The sequence below is a fragment of the Paraburkholderia sp. EG286B genome (assembly GCF_040965655.1).
Taxonomy (GTDB): domain Bacteria; phylum Pseudomonadota; class Gammaproteobacteria; order Burkholderiales; family Burkholderiaceae; genus Paraburkholderia.
Genome location: NZ_JBFRCF010000001.1, coordinates 599041 through 616195 on the forward strand (window position 1 = coordinate 599041; position 17155 = coordinate 616195).

The 17155-nt window shown below is 64.6% G+C and carries 15 protein-coding genes and 1 pseudogene; 4 read left to right on the forward strand and 12 right to left on the reverse strand.

The genetic code is table 11. The features are described from left to right. Positions 1-96 precede the first annotated feature (96 nt). From asd to leuC, 4 genes are all read right to left on the reverse strand, one after another. On the reverse strand, positions 97-1218 hold the full coding sequence (gene asd / locus AB4Y42_RS02810; RefSeq protein WP_368693326.1) for an aspartate-semialdehyde dehydrogenase: 1122 nt from the start codon (positions 1216-1218) through the stop codon (positions 97-99). A gap of 324 nt (positions 1219-1542) precedes the next feature. Next, positions 1543-2610 (reverse strand): 3-isopropylmalate dehydrogenase, encoded by a 1068-nt coding sequence (gene leuB / locus AB4Y42_RS02815; RefSeq protein ID WP_368693327.1) that lies wholly within the window; start codon positions 2608-2610, stop codon positions 1543-1545. Between the two features lie 34 nt (positions 2611-2644). Continuing rightward, entirely contained in the window at positions 2645-3295 is a 651-nt protein-coding gene (leuD, locus tag AB4Y42_RS02820) for a 3-isopropylmalate dehydratase small subunit (protein WP_158760568.1), read from the reverse strand. An 18-nt stretch (positions 3296-3313) separates the two neighbouring features. Then, positions 3314-4723: a 3-isopropylmalate dehydratase large subunit gene (gene leuC / locus AB4Y42_RS02825; protein WP_324163112.1), complete on the reverse strand. Its 1410-nt coding sequence runs from the start codon at positions 4721-4723 to the stop codon at positions 3314-3316. Between the two features lie 643 nt (positions 4724-5366). On the opposite strand from leuC, the gene AB4Y42_RS02830 reads away from it, so the two are divergent. From AB4Y42_RS02830 to AB4Y42_RS02840, 3 genes and pseudogenes are all read left to right on the forward strand, one after another. After that, positions 5367-6281 carry a MipA/OmpV family protein gene (locus AB4Y42_RS02830; protein WP_368689280.1) on the forward strand — a complete coding sequence of 305 codons (915 nt, stop codon included), beginning with the start codon at positions 5367-5369 and terminating at the stop codon, positions 6279-6281. A gap of 192 nt (positions 6282-6473) precedes the next feature. Further along, a complete protein-coding gene (locus AB4Y42_RS02835) occupies positions 6474-7460 on the forward strand; it encodes a TerC family protein (RefSeq protein ID WP_368693328.1) in 987 nt (328 codons plus the stop codon). A gap of 148 nt (positions 7461-7608) precedes the next feature. Continuing rightward, positions 7609-7740: pseudogene (locus AB4Y42_RS02840) on the forward strand (zf-TFIIB domain-containing protein); the annotation flags it as partial. 781 nt (positions 7741-8521) lie between these two features. Here AB4Y42_RS02840 and AB4Y42_RS02845 read toward each other — a convergent pair. The 4 genes from AB4Y42_RS02845 to AB4Y42_RS02860 all read right to left on the reverse strand — a co-directional run bounded on the left by AB4Y42_RS02845 (position 8522) and on the right by AB4Y42_RS02860 (position 12229). Beyond that, positions 8522-9178 carry a response regulator transcription factor gene (locus AB4Y42_RS02845; protein WP_368689276.1) on the reverse strand — a complete coding sequence of 219 codons (657 nt, stop codon included), beginning with the start codon at positions 9176-9178 and terminating at the stop codon, positions 8522-8524. A 71-nt stretch (positions 9179-9249) separates the two neighbouring features. Continuing rightward, the gene (locus AB4Y42_RS02850) at positions 9250-10590 is read right to left on the reverse strand and encodes a sensor histidine kinase (RefSeq protein WP_368693329.1); all 1341 of its coding nucleotides are present in this window, start codon (positions 10588-10590) and stop codon (positions 9250-9252) included. A 74-nt stretch (positions 10591-10664) separates the two neighbouring features. Then, the gene (locus AB4Y42_RS02855; protein WP_368689274.1) at positions 10665-11153 is read right to left on the reverse strand and encodes a hypothetical protein; all 489 of its coding nucleotides are present in this window, start codon (positions 11151-11153) and stop codon (positions 10665-10667) included. Between the two features lie 233 nt (positions 11154-11386). Next, complete coding sequence (locus AB4Y42_RS02860) at positions 11387-12229, reverse strand: alpha/beta fold hydrolase (RefSeq protein WP_368693330.1); 843 nt, start codon at positions 12227-12229, stop codon at positions 11387-11389. Positions 12230-12392: 163 nt separating this feature from the next. Here AB4Y42_RS02860 and AB4Y42_RS02865 point away from each other — a divergent pair, with 163 nt between their 5' ends. Beyond that, positions 12393-12857, forward strand: coding sequence for a VOC family protein (locus AB4Y42_RS02865; RefSeq protein ID WP_342918529.1), 465 nt, complete (start codon positions 12393-12395; stop codon positions 12855-12857). 117 nt (positions 12858-12974) lie between these two features. Here AB4Y42_RS02865 and gltA read toward each other — a convergent pair whose 3' ends face one another. The 4 genes from gltA to sdhA form a co-directional block, all read right to left on the reverse strand. Then, positions 12975-14276 (reverse strand): citrate synthase, encoded by a 1302-nt coding sequence (gltA, locus tag AB4Y42_RS02870; RefSeq protein WP_368689272.1) that lies wholly within the window; start codon positions 14274-14276, stop codon positions 12975-12977. 89 nt (positions 14277-14365) lie between these two features. Next, a complete protein-coding gene (locus AB4Y42_RS02875; RefSeq protein ID WP_368689271.1) occupies positions 14366-14632 on the reverse strand; it encodes a succinate dehydrogenase assembly factor 2 in 267 nt (88 codons plus the stop codon). A gap of 15 nt (positions 14633-14647) precedes the next feature. Continuing rightward, positions 14648-15349, reverse strand: a complete 702-nt coding sequence (locus AB4Y42_RS02880; RefSeq protein WP_133183858.1) for a succinate dehydrogenase iron-sulfur subunit — start codon at positions 15347-15349, stop codon at positions 14648-14650. A gap of 28 nt (positions 15350-15377) precedes the next feature. Beyond that, positions 15378-17153 carry a succinate dehydrogenase flavoprotein subunit gene (gene sdhA / locus AB4Y42_RS02885; RefSeq protein WP_368693331.1) on the reverse strand — a complete coding sequence of 592 codons (1776 nt, stop codon included), beginning with the start codon at positions 17151-17153 and terminating at the stop codon, positions 15378-15380. Between the last annotated feature and the right edge of the window lie 2 nt (positions 17154-17155).

The following is a 17155-nucleotide window of genomic DNA, read 5'->3' on the forward strand; positions in this document are numbered from 1 at the left end:
TGCATGCAATAAAAAGCATGCAATAAAAAAAGCGCCGCGACTGGCGCGGCGCTTTTCACCCTGTCTACGCGTCATTAGCCGCGTAGTTTAATTCATTCACTTGTCGAGCAGAATGCGCAACATGCGACGCAGCGGTTCAGCCGCGCCCCACAGCAGCTGGTCGCCCACCGTGAAGGCCGACAGATACTCGCCGCCCATCGCCAGCTTGCGCAGACGGCCCACCGGCACCGACAGCGTGCCCGTGACCACGGCCGGCGACAGATCGCGCATCGAAGCCTCGCGCTGGTTCGGCACGACCTTGACCCAGTCGTTGGCCGAAGCGAGGATGCCGTCGATCTCGTCGAGCGGCACGTCCTTCTTCAGCTTGATCGTGAGCGCCTGCGAGTGGCAGCGCATCGCGCCGATACGCACACACAGGCCGTCGACCGGAATCGAGCCCGGCTGGCCCATGGCCGGCTTGCCGAGAATCTTGTTGGTTTCCGCGCCGCCCTTCCATTCTTCCTTCGACATGCCGTTGCCGAGATCCTTGTCGATCCACGGAATCAGCGAGCCCGCGAGCGGCACGCCGAAGTGTTCGGTCGGCATGGCGTCGCTGTTCATCGTGGCGAGCACCTTGCGGTCGATGTCGAGGATCGCCGACGACGGATTCGCCAGGTCGCTCGCGACCGATGCGTTGAGCGCGCCCATCTGCGAAAGCAGTTCGCGCATGTTCTGCGCGCCCGCGCCCGAAGCGGCCTGGTAGGTCATGGCCGTCATCCAGTCGACGAGGTTCTCGCGGAACAGGCCGCCCAGCGCCATCAGCATGAGGCTGACCGTGCAGTTGCCGCCGACGAAGTCCTTCTGACCCTTGACCAGCGCGTCCTTGATGACGTCGAGGTTGACCGGGTCGAGGATGATGACGGCGTCGTCCTTCATGCGCAGCGCCGAGGCCGCGTCGATCCAGTAGCCGTTCCAGCCTGCCGCGCGCAGCTTCGGATACACCTCGTTGGTGTAGTCGCCGCCTTGGGCAGTGATGATGATGTCGCACTTCTTGAGCTCGTCGACGCTGTTCGCGTCCTTGAGCTTCGTCTCGTTTTTGGCGAACGACGGAGCTGCGCCGCCTGCGTTGCTGGTGCTGAAAAACACCGGTTCGATCAGGTCGAAATCACGTTCTTCCTGCATGCGCTGCATCAGCACGCTGCCGACCATGCCGCGCCAACCTACGAGACCTACGTTCATGACTAACCCTTGAGATGGACACTTCCCCGCTTCGCTCGCCCGGCGTGGCCGCGCGGGGAAGATGAGCGGGCACGACGAGCGATCAACGAATGGTGATCGTTTTGATAATCGTCGTTTTCGTGGTGATGGCGAGCGAAATCGCACGGGCTTTCATGCCGTGGATGTTCGTAACAGTCGTGATCTGGGAGATCTTCGCCATCGAAGCAATATACACGAAACAGTTAATTTGCGCGGAAAAAACCATACTTCCCGCTATTTGGACGCCCGTTCTGGCGCGCGATACAAAAAAGGGCACGCCTGAAACGGCATGCCCTTTTTGCGACCTTACAGCGCTGCGATCACCGCATCGCCCATTGCCACCGTGCCGATCTGCTTGCAATCCGGCGTGACGATGTCGGCGGTGCGATAGCCTTGCTCCAGCACCTTCTTCACTGCGTTCTCGATGCGGTCCGCCTGTTCCGGGCGGCCCAGCGAGTAGCGCAGCATCATGGCGGCCGAAAGGATCGTGGCGAGCGGGTTGGCGATGCCCTTGCCCGCGATGTCCGGCGCCGAACCGTGCGACGGCTCGTACAGACCCTTGTTGTTCTTGTCGAGCGAGGCCGAGGGCAGCATGCCGATCGAGCCCGTGAGCATCGCGGCTTCGTCCGAGAGAATGTCGCCGAACATGTTGCCGGTCACCACCACGTCGAACGCCTTCGGCGCCTTCACGAGCTGCATGGCCGCGTTGTCGACATACATGTGCGACAGCTCGACGTCCGGATATTCCTTCGAGACATCGATCATGATGTCCTTCCAGAACTGCGACGTTTCGAGCACGTTGGCCTTGTCGACAGACGTGAGCTTCTTCTGGCGCTTTTGCGCGGCCTGGAACGCCACGTGAGCGATGCGGCGCACTTCGGGCTCCGCATAGCGCATCGTGTCGAAGCCTTCGCGCGCGCCCTTGAAGTTGCCGTCCGGCGCTTCGCGCGTACCGCGCGGCTGGCCGAAGTAGATGTCGCCGTTCAGTTCGCGCACGATCAGGATGTCGAGGCCCGAAACGATTTCCGGCTTCAGCGACGAGGCCCCCGTGAGCTGCGGATAGCAGATCGCCGGGCGGAAGTTCGCGAACAGTTCCAGATGCTTGCGCAGGCCGAGAATGGCCTGCTCGGGACGCAGCGCGCGCTCGAGCTTGTCGTACTTCCAGTCGCCCACGGCGCCGAACAGGATCGCGTCGGCCGACCTGGCCAGTGCGAGCGTTGCCTCGGGCAGCGGATGGCCGCTAGCCTCGTAGCCCGCGCCGCCAACCGGCGCCTCTTCCAGCTCGAACTTTTCGCCGAGTGCGTTGAGCACCTTCACGGCTTCCTTGACGATCTCGGGACCGATGCCGTCGCCCGGCAGCACTGCAATCTTCATCCTTGTTTCCTCGCTGTATTTTGTTCTGCGTTGATCAGAGCACGCGGTTGTTCAGCCACGGCTGGCGCGCGAGGCGCTCGGCTTCGTACTGGCGGATCTTGTCGGCGTGACGCAGCGTGAGGCCGATATCGTCGAAGCCGTTCAGCAGGCAGTAGCGGCGGAACGCGGCCACTTCGAACGGATATTCCTTCGAGCCGTCCGTCGTGCGCACGACCTGCTTGTCCAGATCGACCGTGAGCTGGAAGCCGTTGAACGCGTACGTCTCGTTGAACAGGTGATCCACATCCGATTCGGAAAGCACGATCGGCAGCAGGCCGTTCTTGAAGCAGTTGTTATAGAAGATGTCGGCGAAGCTCGGCGCGATGATCGCGCGGAAGCCGTACTGGTCGAGCGCCCACGGCGCGTGCTCGCGCGAGCTGCCGCAGCCGAAGTTCTTGCGCGTGAGCAGCACAGAGGCGCCCTGATAACGCGGCTGGTTCAGCACGAAGTCCGGGTTCAGCGGGCGCTTCGAGTTGTCCTGGCCCGGCTCGCCGTGGTCGAGGTAACGCCATTCGTCGAAGGCATTCGGGCCGAAGCCGGTGCGCTTGATCGACTTGAGGAACTGCTTGGGAATGATCGCGTCGGTATCGACATTCTCGCGATCGAGCGGCGCCACGACGCCGGTGTGTACGATGAATTTTTCCATGATCCGTGTAGCCTCAGCTCAGCCCAGCTTGCGAATGTCGACGAAATGGCCTTCGATTGCCGCGGCGGCTGCCATGGCCGGGCTCACGAGGTGCGTGCGACCGCCCGCGCCCTGGCGGCCTTCGAAGTTGCGGTTCGAGGTCGACGCGCAACGCTCGCCCGGCTCCAGCCGGTCGGCGTTCATCGCGAGACACATCGAGCAGCCCGGCTCGCGCCATTCGAAACCGGCTTCGGTGAACACCTTGTCGAGGCCTTCGCGCTCGGCTTGCGCCTTCACGAGACCCGAGCCCGGCACGACCATCGCGAGGCGGATGTTCGGCGCCACGCGGCGGCCGAGCTTCTTCACGACGTAAGCGGCGGAGCGCAGGTCTTCGATGCGCGCGTTCGTGCACGAGCCGATGAAAATCTTGTCCGGCTTGATCGACTCGATCGGCGTATTCGGTTCGAGCGCCATGTACTGCAGCGCGCGTTCCATCGCGTCGCGCTTGACCGGGTCCTTCTCGCGCTCGGGGTCCGGCACGCGGCTGTCGACTGCCGTGACCATTTCCGGCGACGTGCCCCACGTGACCTGCGGCACGATGTCGGCCGCGCTCAGTTCGACCACGCGGTCGAAGTGCGCGCCTTCGTCGGTGCGGAAGTTCTTCCAGTATTCGACGGCCTGATCCCACTCCGCGCCTTGCGGCGAGTACGGACGGCCCTTGAGGTATTCGATCGTGGTGTCGTCCACGGCGACCATGCCGGCGCGCGCGCCGCCTTCGATCGCCATGTTGCACACGGTCATGCGGCCTTCCATCGTGAGGCTGCGGATCATCGAGCCGCCGAACTCCATGGCGTAGCCCGTGCCGCCCGCCGTGCCGATCTTGCCGATGATGGCGAGCACGATGTCCTTCGCGGTGCAGCCGCGCGGCAGTTGGCCCTCGACCTTCACGAGCATGTTCTTGCTCTTCTTTTGCAGGAGCGTTTGCGTGGCCAGCACGTGCTCGACTTCAGACGTGCCGATGCCGTGCGCGAGCGCACCGAACGCGCCGTGCGTGGACGTGTGCGAGTCGCCGCAGACGATGGTCATGCCGGGCAGCGTCGCGCCCTGTTCCGGACCGACGATGTGCACGATGCCCTGGCGCTGGTCGGTCATCTTGAACTGCGTGATGCCGAAGGCGTCGCAGTTCGAATCGAGCGTGTCCACCTGCAGCTTCGAGACCGGGTCGGCAATGCCGTGGCTGCGGTCGGTGGTCGGCACGTTGTGGTCGGAAACGGCCAGGTTCGCGCTGATGCGCCACACCGGGCGCTCATGCATCTTCAGGCCTTCGAAAGCCTGCGGACTGGTGACTTCGTGCAACAGATGACGGTCGATGTAGAGAATCGTCGTGCCATCGTCTTCCGTGTGGACCACATGCGTGTCCCACAATTTGTCGTAGAGCGTCTTTGCCATGATGTGCGGGGAAATGTTTGTCTGCGGGGCAATACGGTGTGAATCGATTATGCCACGCGAAACCCGCTCGCCACAGGACCTTTCCTGAAAAAAAGCGATAAAAAACAGGGGGTTATGGTGGTAGTCGCGATACCTGTATCAGCGTTACCCGGCGCGCGCGTCGTCGGCGCAAATCTGGGCCACGCCGTAGCGGGCGCCGCTTTGCCGCTCGTTGCAAGGGTTCGGGGATGCAAAAAGGAGATGCGCCGGCCTGACCACGACCGGCGCAAGTTGGTGACCGCTGTGAGAACGGTGCAACATGGGCTTCGGGTTCCGCGACACAGGGGGGGCCGCATCGCCGAGGTCCATGGTTGTCTAACGGCAAATTGGCGCCAGGGTTTAATCGGGGTGAAGGCGGCGCTCCAGAATGGTGCGTCGAAGCCCCCGCAATTCAGTTAGCCTTCCTGATTATCCAGGCTTGTTTCGCGCGTTTGACGGCCATCGCGTGCGGCGGGCACCGCGAGCCGCCGGGGCGGACGCCGCGCGGTCATGGATAAGCCAGGCACGAGGTTTGCGAGTCGAGCCCGGCCGCGCGGAGTTCCATCGTGAGTGCGTCGCACTCAACGAACGACGTCGCGGCCGACCAGGCAAACCCGGAGGCTTCATGCCACTCGCAATCCGCACTGCGCAACAACGAAAAAGCAGAATAAAACCAGCAGCGCCGCGCCGCTCGCGGGTCACGCAGCGTGCGTCGCTCGCCGCCGCGGCATGCGCCCTCGCCGTGCTCGCCCCGCGCGCCGAGGCGCAGACCCCCTCGCCGCTCGGCGAATGGCAATATTCCGCAGGCATTCCGCTCGAAAAGATGTTTCAGCCGAACCGTCCCGACTTCGAGGCGCGGCTCGGCGTGGGCGCGACCTTCGAACCGCGCTACGACGGCTCGGACCGCTATCACACGCTGGTCGGGCCAAGCATCGACCTGCGCTACAAGGACATCCTGTTCGGCTCGACGGGCGAAGGCTTCGGCGTCAACGTTCTGCAGGGCCCGAACTGGCGCGTGAGCGTTGCCGGGGCCTACGACCTCGGGCGGCGCGGCCAGGACGACCCGACGCGCCTGCACGGCATGGGCAACATCAACCCGGCGCCGGAATTGAAGATCGCCGGCGAGTACGTGATTTCGAAGGACTTTCCGCTCGTGTTCCGCACCGCCTTCACGCGCAGTTTCGGCGGTTCGAATGGCTGGACCGCGGATCTCGGCGCCTATATGCCGCTGCCGGGCAGCAACCAGAACTTCTACTGGTTCGCCGGCCCCTCGGTCACGTTCGCCGACTCGAACTACATGCAGAGCTGGTTTGGCGTGACGCCACAGCAGGCGGCCGCATCGGGTTACCGTCAGTACAACGCGAACGCGGGCCTCAAGTCGGCCGGCTTCGGCATCACGATGGTGTACTTCGTCAACAAACATTGGTTCGTGAGCGCGGACGGCGCCATCAAGCGCCTGCTCGGCAGCGCCTCGCACAGCCCGATCATCCAGTCGAAGACGGGCGGCGTTTGCGACGTCTCGATCAATTACCAGTTCTAGCACGGCCGGCCGCCTGACCGGCGTCAGGCCGGCGCGCGTCGCGCGAGCAGGCGCCTGCCCGGCCACCGCTCATTCACCGCTCATTCTTCGCCACTATCCTTGACCGTATGGGCGCCAGGCCCAGTCGGCCGCTTGTGCGCGCAAAAACCGCGCACGCGAGCCGCGTTTCCCTCTACGTTCAAAGGATCGACCATGCTCGCGCCGATCGCCACGGCCTCCTTCCTCGGTCAGCCCGCGTGGCTCTGGATCGCCTTCCTCGCGGTGGTGATCGTGCTGCTCGTACTCGACCTCGGCGTGCTGCACCGTGACGACCACGAAATCGGCATCCGCGAAAGTCTCTGGCTCTCGCTCGGTTATGTCGCCGTGGGCGTGCTGTTCGGCGGCTTCGTCTGGTGGCAGCTCGGCGCGCAGCCCGCTACCGAGTACATCACCGGTTACCTGATCGAAAAGTCGTTGTCGCTCGATAACGTGTTCGTGATCGCGTCGATCTTCGGTGCGCTTGCCGTGCCCCGCCAGCTTCAGCATCGCGTGCTGTTCTGGGGCATCGTCGGCGTGCTGGTGCTGCGCGCATTGATGGTCGGGCTCGGGGCCGCGCTCGTCACGCACTTCGAGTGGATGCTGTACGTGTTCGGCGTGTTTCTCGCCGTGACCGGCGTGAAGATGCTGCTGGGCCCGAAGGACGAGCCCGGTATGAACGACAGCGCCCTCTTGCGCTGGCTGCGCCGCAAGCTGCCGGTCACGCCGCAGCTCGAGGGCCGCGCGTTCCTCGTGAGGCAAGCGCATCCGCGCACCGGCAAACCCGCGCTGCTCGCCACGCCGCTCCTGCTCGCGCTCCTGATGATCGAGTTCGCCGACCTGATCTTCGCCGTCGATTCGATCCCGGCGATTTTCTCGATCACGACCGATCCGTTCATCGTCTATACGAGCAACATCTTCGCCGTGCTCGGCCTGCGCGCTCTCTACTTTGCGCTCGCGGCCATGGCGCATCGCTTCCACTACCTAAAGCATGCGCTCGCGCTCGTGCTGGTGTTCATTGGCGCGAAGATCTTTCTGGTGGGCATCATCGGCAAGATTCCCGCGCTGTTCAGCCTTGGCGTGACCGCCGCGCTGCTCGCGGGCGGCGTGGTGGTGTCGCTCGTCAAGACGCAGAAGCCGAAGGACACGCTCGGCACGTCCTGAAGCCGAACCGGACTCAAACGGAGCGCCCCGCGCGCTCCTCATTCTTCGCTCATTTTGCTCTGCCAGGATGGGTTCCATCGAGGCCGCGTTGCCCTCCACGCAAGACGGCCCGGGCCTCGATGACCTGTCACTCATCACGGAGCGCATCATGAAATGCCCCAACTGCCCTGACGTCACCCTCTCGCTCGCCGAGCGTCAGGGCGTCGAACTCGACTACTGCCCGCAGTGTCGCGGCGTCTGGCTCGATCGCGGCGAACTCGACAAGCTGATCGAACGCAGCGGCAACCGGCACTATCGCAACAAAAACGATGCGCAGGCGTTCCGCCAGCACGGCTCGAAGCACGGCGCGCAACACGGCGACTACGCCCCTCGAAGCACGGCGCGCAACACGGCGACTACGCCCCGCGCCGCGCCCACGAAAGCTATCGCGGCAATGGCCAGCGTCGCAAGTCGTGGCTGCAGGACATCTTCGACTGAGCCTCGGCCAAGCCTACCGTTTCATCGACATCACGTTTCAAGAGGATTCCTGACCATGCGTACCTACACCTGCAACAGCCCGCAAGCCGCGGGTCGGATCGTCGCCGTCGCGCTGCTCGCAGACGGCCACCTGAGCAGCGAGGAGCTTGCAGCCGTCCATCGCGCGCGCCTTGCCGACCGGCTCGGCCTCGCACCCGGCGAATTCGGCGACATTCTCAAGGGCCTGTGCGAAGACTTGCAGACCACTTCGCACCTGAACTGGAGCGATGCGTGCAAGCTCGACTCCGACGTGATGCAGCAGGTGATGCGCGAGCTCGACGATCCCGCGCTACGTGCCGAAGTGCTGAATCTGTGCCATGTGGCCGTGTATTCGGACCGGCACGTGGCCGAAAGCGAAGTCGCGCTGCTCGCCTCGCTTAGCCGTGCATGGCAGAAGGAACCCTGGCAGCGCCTGCTGGCGTAAGTTCGCGCGCGATGCGTGCCTTCCCCCGCGCATCGCGCCACGCGGCGAGCCCCGCGCTCGCCGCAGCTTTTACAGCGCGCAGTTCTTTGCGCGCTTTTTTTATATTCGATTGTTCCGGCGCTCACACGCACACGGCCCAGCCGAGCCCGCGCACATTGCGGATCACCGCGTGGCCGAACTTGCGGCGCACGCTGTAGATCACGGCGTCCACCGCGTTGCTTTCCACTTCCTCGCCCCAGCCATAGAGCCGCTCCTCGATTTGCTGACGCGACAGGATCGCGCCCGGCCGCTCGAGCAGCGCGAGCATGAGTGCATATTCGCGCGCGGAGAGATCGTCGGACTGGCCATCGAACATGAGGCGGCGCGCGTTCATGTCGAGCGTGACGCGGCCGCTGCCCATGGTCGGCGAGGCAAAGCCCGACTTGCGCCGCACCACGGCGCGGATGCGCGCGAGCAGCTCCTTGCTCTCGAATGGCTTCACGAGATAGTCGTCGGCGCCGAGATCGAGGCCTTCCACGCGCGTGTCCACGTCGTCGCGCGCGGTGATGATGAGCACGGGCGTGGCGTCCTGCGACTCGCGCAGCGCACGCAGCACGTCGAGCCCGCTCATGTCGCCGAGCCCCAGGTCGAGCAGCACCGCCGTATACGAGCCGTCGCGAATGGCGTCGCGGCCGCTCTCGCCCGTGCGCACCCAGTCGACGCTGTACGACGCGTCCTTCAACGCGCGCAGCAGCGCCGGGCCGATCAGCAGATCGTCTTCGATCAGCAGAATGCGCATCGTGTCCTTCCTTTGTTTCGCATGCTTTCCCGGATTTTGCCTGACCTGCGTTTGCTGGATCGACGCGACGCTCACGCGCGCGGTAGTTCGATACGCGCGACGATGCCGCTTTGCCCGTCGCGCCGGTTCGCGAGCGTCACGCACCCGCGATAACTGCGCGCCACCGCCTGCGCGATGGCGAGGCCGAGGCCGCTGCCGTGCGAGTCATGCTCGCCGCGCGGGTCGCCCCGATGACCGCCCGCGCGGAAAAACCGGTCGAACACGCGCGGCAGATCGGCCTCCGCAATGCCGGGGCCGTTATCGGTGACGTCGATGACGACGCCCTGGTCCTCGCGGCGCACCGCCACGTCCACGTTCGCGCCTGCGTGGCTATAGCGGATCGCGTTGTCCACGAGATTGCGCACGAGCACGCGCATGTCGGTCTCGGTGGCGCGCACGGTCACGTCGTCGAGGCGCGTCACGCCCAGATCGACGCCACGCGCGTCGGCGAGCGGCAGCAGGTCGGCCAGCACGTCCGTGACGACCTGCGCGAGCGGCACCTCCGTCAGCAGGCGTTGCGTGCTGCCGATTTCGGCGCGCGCCAGACCGAGCAGTTGCGAAACGAGCGCCCCGGTGCGCACGATGCCGCGGCGCAGTTCGTCGAAGCGCTCGGGGTACTGGTCGGGCGACGCGTTGTGCAGGTTGTCGATCTGCAACTGCATGGCGGAGATCGGCGAGCGCAGTTCGTGCGCGGCATCGGCGATGAACATGCGCTCGGCATTCACGAGCACGGAAAGGCGCTCGATCATGCGGTTGATCGACTCGACGAAGGGCCGCAGCTCGACGGGCGCCTGCCCCGCTTCGAGCGGCTTGAGGTCGTGCAGATCGACCTTCGCCGCACGCCGCCCGACGCGCTCCAGCGGCCGCAGCGAAACCCGCACTGTCACCGCGATCGTGAGCGCGAGCAGCGGCAGCAGCGCGAGCACGGGCAGCAGGCTCCAGAACGCCACGCGCAAGGCGTTGCGATTGCGCATGCTGCGCGATTCGGCCACCTGAATGTATTCGTCGCCGGCGGCGAGCGCGAACACGTCCCAGGACTCACCGTCGTAATCGACCGACGAGAAGCCGCTTTGCGCGCGCGGCAACGCGATACGCGCGTTGCTCGTGCGGCTCGGGACCGCGCCGTCGTCGGCGGACCAGATCTGCACGACGAAATTGTCGGCGGCGTCGCTGTCGCCGCGCGGCTCGATCGCGCGATGCGGCACGCCGGTCTGCACGTGCGCGGCGGCGTCGCGCAGCGTCGTGTTGAACTCGGCGGCGAGACTGCGCACGACGAGGAAGGTGCCGAGCGCACCCAGCACGCCGACGAGGATCGCGAGCGTGCCGATCGCAATGCTCAGGCGGCGATGCAGGGAATGCGCGGCGAAAAACATGGAGCGTCTCGGGTGGAAAGGCGCGCTCCATCATAAAGGATTCGCCGTGCGCAAATCAGGCTGTGCGATGTGTTTCAGCGATGAGAGCCCCCGTGCATGCCCCCCGTCCCGCTCCAGACGCCGTCATGCCCCCCATGGAAGCCGCCATGAAATCCGCCATGCATGCCTGGCACCGGATGCATATGCGGGCCGCCCGGAAAGACGTGATCCATGTGATGAAAGTGATGGAAGTGATCGACGAACACGAACGCGCCGCCCACGAACACCGGCGGCCACCAGCCGTACCATGGGCCGGCGTACCAGGTCGTCGCGTCGGTCCATGCCATGGGGTAGACCTGGGTGCCGTCGTTACCCTGCACGATCTGCCAGGTGCCGTCGGGCTGCAGGCAGGCGAGGCCGCTGATCACCTGCGGCGTGCCGTCGATCTCGGCAGTGCCGGTGACGGTGCGGCAGTCGGGCGGTGGCGGGTAATACGACGCGTCCGCGGGCTGCTGCGACGCGACCGGTGTCGTGCACGCGCTCAGCAGACCGGCCAGCGCCGTGAAGGCGAGAAGTTTGCGCATGATGTCGCCCCTCTCGATGGACCGGCCTCGCGGCGCACGGGCTGTGCGCCTTGGCCGTGAAGACTCCATCGGTACGCCTGGCGCGCGGCGCGTGAGCGGGCTCGCGCCGGCCGCGTGTCATCTGCAAAACGAGGGGCGCAGGGGCGCTATTCCTTTGCCCCCGGCACGAGCGGCCGGGCCCTGATTACGACTTGTATCCGCGACGTGTATTCGCCAGCTGGCCGTGACGCGTTTCACGCCTGCCACCGCGTGGCGAACGCGCGGATATCGTCGTTCACCCGCGCGGCGTGGTTGAAGTACATGCCATGCGTGCCGCCTTCATACACCTTCAGCGTCGCGTGTTCGAGCGCCGCCGCCGTGGGGCGTCCGGTGATCTCGAGCGGCGCCGAGGCATCGCAGTCGCCGTGCAGCACGAGCGCCGGCACGTCGATCGCGGCCAGTTCGCGGCGGAAGTCGGTGACCATCTGCACGCGCGACAGTTGCGCCGCGCCATAGAGCGACGTGTCCAGCATCATGTCGGCCGTCCACTGGATAACCGTGTGCGACGTACCGGGGCTGAAGTAAGCTTCGGCGCGCCGCGAGATCCAGTCGGGAAACGACGTGAGCATCTCTTCGATCGACGCTTCGAAAAGGCTCGCGTCGAGCCCGCCGCGATTGTCAGCGGTCTTGAGCAAGAAAGGCGTCGATGCCGGCGAGACCAGCACGATGCCCGCCACGCGGCGCGAGCCGTGCCGGCTCAAATAACGCACGATCTCGCCGCTCGCGAACGAATGGCCGACCAGCGTGACGCGTTCCAGACCTCGGGCGGCGAGTACGGCTTCGAGATCGTCGGCGAGCGTGTCGTAGTCATAGCCGCGGCCCGGGTCGCTGGAGCGGCCATGCCCGCGGCGGTCGTAGGCCACGCAGCGAAAACCCGCGGCCGCGAGCGGCGCGCACTGGTAGTTCCACATGTCGGCGTTGAGCGTCCAGCCCGAGAGGAACACGAGCGGTGCGCCATCGCCCCAGTCGCGATAGTGCAGCGCGGTATCGTCGTCGATGCGGATATAGCCGGGTTGGCGGGCGTTGAAGGTTGCCATGGTCGTCGCTCCTTGCGGGTGGGGTGTGCCGATGAGCGACATCGTCGTCGATGCCGTGCGGGCTGACGATTACGTCGGAGGTAATGGCCGCACGTGAGCGCGCTGCGCGCAGTCGCACCACGCTGGTGCTAGATTCGTCATATATACAGCTCAGGAGACAAGCATGAGCAACACCTCGCCGCGTCCGGCCTTTGGGTCTGCCATTTACTATCGCGATCCGTTCGCCGCGCTCGACTGGCTCGAAAAGGCGTTCGGCTTTACGCGCCAGTTCGTCGTCACGTCGCCGGACGGGAAGCTCGGTCACTCGGAAATGCGCTTTGGGGACGGCTACGTGATGATTTGTAGCGGCTGGCCCGGCATGCCCTACGCGAGCCCGGCCGACGCGGACGGCAAGAACACGCAGTCCGTGCACGTGCAGTTGAAAAGCGGCCTCGACGCGCATTGCGAACGCGCCCGCGCCGCCGGGGCAAAGATCATCCGCGAGCCGGCGGATCAGTTCTACGGCGACCGCGTCTATGTGGCATGCGACCCCGAAGGCCACGTGTGGAGCTTCGGCGAGACGGTGCGCGAGGTCACGCGCGAGGAAGCGGAAGCGGCGAGCGGGCTGAAGATCGACGGCTGGATTTGAGCGCGTCCGCGGGTTCAAATAGAAAACGCCCCGACGGGCGATAACCCGTCGGGGCGTTTGCATGAGAGCCTGCACGCGGCGCGCCATCGGGCGCGCGGCGTGGCAAAGCGAAACTGCTTAGCGTTGCGAGATCGGCTTCGCTTCGCGCGGCGTTTCGCCGATGAACAGCTGACGCGGACGGCCGATCTTCTGCTCGGGGTCGGCGATCATTTCGTTCCACTGCGCGATCCAGCCCACCGTACGCGCCATCGCGAAGATACACGTGAACATCGAGGTCGGGATGCCCAGCGCGCGCTGCACGATGCCCGAGTAGAAGTCGACGTTCGGGTACAGCTTGCGCGACACGAAGTATTCGTCTTCCAGCGCGATTTTTTCGAGCTGCATGGCGAGCTTGAAGAGCGGATCGTCGTGCAGACCGAGTTCGTTCAGCACTTCGTAGCACGTTTCGCGCATGAGCTTCGCACGCGGGTCGTAGTTCTTGTACACGCGGTGGCCGAAGCCCATCAGCTTCACGCCCGAGTTCTTGTCCTTCACCTGCTTGATGAACTCAGGAATCTTGTCCGGCGAACCGATTTCTTCCAGCATGTTCAGTGCGGCTTCGTTCGCACCGCCGTGCGCCGGGCCCCACAGACAAGCGATACCAGCAGCGATACACGCGAACGGGTTCGCGCCCGACGAGCCAGCCAGACGCACCGTCGAGGTCGAAGCGTTCTGCTCGTGGTCGGCGTGCAGGATGAGGATACGGTCGAGCGCGCGCACGAGCACGTCGTTGACCTTGTACTCTTCGCACGGGTTCGAGAACATCATGCGCATGAAGTTCGCGCTGTACGACAGATTGTTCTGCGGATACACGAACGGCTGGCCGATCGAGTACTTGTACGCCATGGCGACGAGCGTCGGCAGCTTCGCGATCATGCGGATCGCCGAAACTTCGCGGTGCTTCGCGTTGTTGATGTCGAGCGAGTCGTGATAGAACGCCGACAGCGCGCCGACTGCGGCGACGAGAATCGCCATCGGGTGCGCATCGCGACGGAAGCCGCGGAAGAAGAACTGCATCTGCTCGTGAACCATCGTGTGCTGCGTGACGGTCTTCACGAACTCTTCCTTCTGGGCCGCGTTCGGCAGTTCGCCGCGGTACAGCAGGTAGCAGGTTTCGAGGAAGTCGGCGTTTTGCGCGAGGTTGTCGATCGGGTAGCCGCGGTAGAGCAGCTCGCCCTTGTCCCCGTCGATGTACGTGATCGCCGAGTTGCACGACGCCGTCGACATGAAGCCCGGGTCATACGTGAACTTGCCGGTCTGACCGTACAGTTTGCGGATGTCGATCACATCCGGGCCCATCGTGCCCTTGTAGATCGGCAGTTCGACGCTCGGCGAATTGTCGCTGAACGATAGCGTGGCTTTTACATCAGACGGGGTCATAGCACATCCTCAATCGAAGATAAACACGGGATTCGATAGTTTTGTACGTCCGGCGCGGCGACAGTCGACATGACTGCGCGCCGCCGCGCTTAGACGTTCCGAAGCAGCTCCAGCACCCGCTTCACGTCCGGGTCGGCAAGTTCGCCTTCTGGTTCCTTGCGCGCGAGCAGCAAGTCCATCAGGTCGTTATCGCTCAGCTCGAGCAGGCGCGTGAGAGCACCCACGTCGGCGTCGCTGAGTTCATGCTCATAGCGCTCGAAAAACCGCTCAAAAATCAGATCATTTTCGAGCAGGCCGCGCCGCGCGCGCCAGCGAAGGCGCGCGCGGCGATGGGGGTCAGACTGGTGCGATTCCATTTCAGAACAGCAACATCAAACCGCGCGGCGGAACATCAGTTCCTTGATCTTGCCGATCGCCTTCGTCGGGTTCAGGCCCTTCGGGCAAACGTCGACGCAGTTCATGATCGTATGGCAACGGAACAGACGGTACGGGTCCTCGAGGTTGTCGAGGCGCTCGCCGGTCGCTTCGTCGCGGCTGTCCGCGATGAAGCGGTAAGCCTGCAGCAGACCTGCCGGGCCGACGAACTTGTCCGGGTTCCACCAGAAGCTCGGGCACGAAGTCGAGCAGCTTGCGCACAGAATACACTCGTACAGGCCATCGAGTTCGTCACGCTGCTCAGGCGACTGCAGACGCTCCTTCTCGGGCGGCGGCGTGTCGTTGATCAGGTACGGCTTGATCGAGTGGTACTGGTTGAAGAACTGCGTGAAGTCGCAAATCAGGTCACGCACGACGGGCAGGCCCGGCAGCGGACGCAGCACGATCTTCGCCGGCAGGTCGTTCAGGTTCGTGAGGCACGCAAGACCGTTCTTGCCGTTGATGTTCATGGCGTCCGAACCGCACACGCCTTCACGGCACGAACGGCGGAACGACAGCGTTTCGTCCAGTTCCTTGAGCTTGACGAGCGCGTCGAGCAGCATGCGCTCGTGCGTGATTTCCAGCTCGTACGATTGCATGCGCGGCGCCGCGTCCTTGTCCGGGTCGTAGCGATAGACTTCAAAAATGCGTTTGGCCATTTCCAATTCCTTTTGACTGGCGTGTGCCTTAGAACGTACGCGCCTTCGGCGGCACGGACTCGACGGTCAGCGGTTGCATGTGGACCGGCTTGTATTCGAGTCGGTCGCCTTCGCTGAACCAGAGCGTATGGCGCAGCCAGTTTTCGTCGTCGCGGTGTTCGTAGTCGCTCTGTGCGTGCGCACCACGACTTTCCTTGCGGGCTTCGGCCGAAACCATCGTTGCGCGCGCAACTTCGACCAGGTTCGCCACTTCGAGCGCTTCCACGCGCGCCGTGTTGAACACCTTCGACTTGTCCTTCAGGTGGATGTGCTTCGCGCGCTCGGCGATCTGCGCGATGTCCTTCACGCCGTCTGCGAGCAGCTTCGACGTACGGAACACGCCTGCGTGCTTCTGCATCGAGCCGCGGATGTCGTTCGCGACGCTTTGCGCGTACTCGCCCGAGGTCGACTTGTCGAGCTCGGCAAGGCGCGAGAGCGCGAAGTCGGCGGCGTCGGCCGGCAGCGGCTTGTGCTCCTTGAGCTCCTTGACGTGCTTGACGATGTGGTTGCCAGCCGCACGGCCGAACACCACGAGGTCGAGCAGCGAGTTCGTGCCCAGACGGTTCGCGCCGTGCACCGAGACGCACGAGCATTCGCCCACGGCGTAGAAGCCGTTGACGACTTCTTCGTGACCCTTCGGCGTGCCAACGACCTGGCCGTTGATGTTCGTCGGGATGCCGCCCATCTGGTAGTGGATGGTCGGCACGACCGGGATCGGCTCCTTGATACAGTCCACGTTCGCGAACTTGAGCGCGATTTCGCGGATCGACGGCAGACGCTTCATGATCGTCTCTGCGCCGATGTGCGAAAGGTCGAGCAGCACGTGGTCCTTGTGCGGACCCACGCCACGGCCTTCCTTGATTTCCTGGTCCATCGAACGCGAAACGAAGTCGCGCGGCGCCAGGTCCTTCAGGGTCGGCGCGTAACGCTCCATGAAGCGCTCGCCGTTCGAGTTACGCAGAATGCCGCCTTCGCCGCGCACGCCTTCCGTGATCAGCACGCCCGCGCCGGCCACGCCGGTCGGGTGGAACTGCCAGAACTCCATGTCCTGCAGCGCGATGCCCGAACGGGCCGCCATGCCGAGGCCGTCACCGGTGTTGATGAACGCGTTGGTCGATGCCGCGAAGATCCGGCCCGCGCCGCCCGTGGCGAACAGCGTGGTCTTGCCTTCGAGGATGTAGACGTCGCCCGTTTCCATTTCGAGCGCGGTCACGCCGAGCACGTCGCCGTCGGCGTCGCGGATCAGGTCGAGCGCCATCCATTCGACGAAGAACGTGGTCTTCGCCGCGACGTTCTGCTGGTACAGCGTGTGCAGCAGCGCGTGGCCGGTACGGTCAGCAGCAGCACAGGCGCGCTGAACCGGCTTCTCGCCGTAGTTGGCCGTGTGGCCGCCGAACGGGCGCTGGTAGATCGTGCCGTCGGCGTTACGGTCGAACGGCATGCCCATGTGTTCGAGTTCGTACACGGCGTGCGGCGCTTCACGGCACATGAACTCGATCGCGTCCTGGTCGCCGAGCCAGTCGGAGCCCTTGATCGTGTCGTAGAAGTGGTAGTGCCAGTTGTCTTCGCTCATGTTGCCGAGCGAGGCGCCGATGCCGCCCTGCGCCGCCACCGTGTGCGAACGCGTGGGAAACACCTTCGAGAGCACACAAACCGACAGGCCAGCGCGCGCGAGTTGCAGCGAAGCGCGCATCCCCGAGCCGCCAGCACCGACGATGACCACGTCGAACTTGCGACGCGGCAATGAATTCTTGATTGCAGCCATTC